The organism is Vibrio sp. 811 (genome assembly GCF_033339195.1).
Genome location: NZ_JAWOUB010001036.1, coordinates 1 through 500, shown reverse-complemented (window position 1 = coordinate 500; position 500 = coordinate 1). Strand labels below are relative to the sequence as shown.

The following is a 500-nucleotide window of genomic DNA, read 5'->3' as shown; positions in this document are numbered from 1 at the left end:
TCTAGCATTCCATCTAGCGCCGCTTTTTCGAAGTCGCTCAATTCGCCGTAGCTTAGTACTTCTTCTACGCCTTCTTTACCCAACTTCACTGGTTGTGCAAAGTAAGGTGCGTGCTCGCTATCACCTTCAACGTAAGCACACTCAACAACGCCTTCTTCACCTTGAAGAGCTCGTACAAGTGCTAGACCGAAACGACAAGCCGCTTGGCCCATAGAAAGTGTCGCACTACCGCCACCCGCTTTTGCTTCAACAACTTCTGTGCCCGCGTTTTGAATACGCTTAGTCAGAGCTTCTACTTCTTCAGCTGTAAACTCCACACCTTCTACTTGAGAAAGAAGAGGAAGAATTGTCACGCCAGAGTGACCACCGATAACTGGTACACGAATATCGCTAGGATCTTTGCCTTTTAGCTCAGCAACAAACGTTTCTGAACGGATCACGTCTAGTGTGGTAATACCGAATAGGCGACGCTTGTCGTAAACACCCGCTTTCTTCAGAAC

1 pseudogene is annotated in these 500 nt (G+C 48.0%); it reads right to left on the bottom strand.

What is annotated here, in order from left to right:
- Window positions 1-500: pseudogene (locus tag R7Q46_RS30760) on the bottom strand (malate dehydrogenase); the annotation flags it as partial.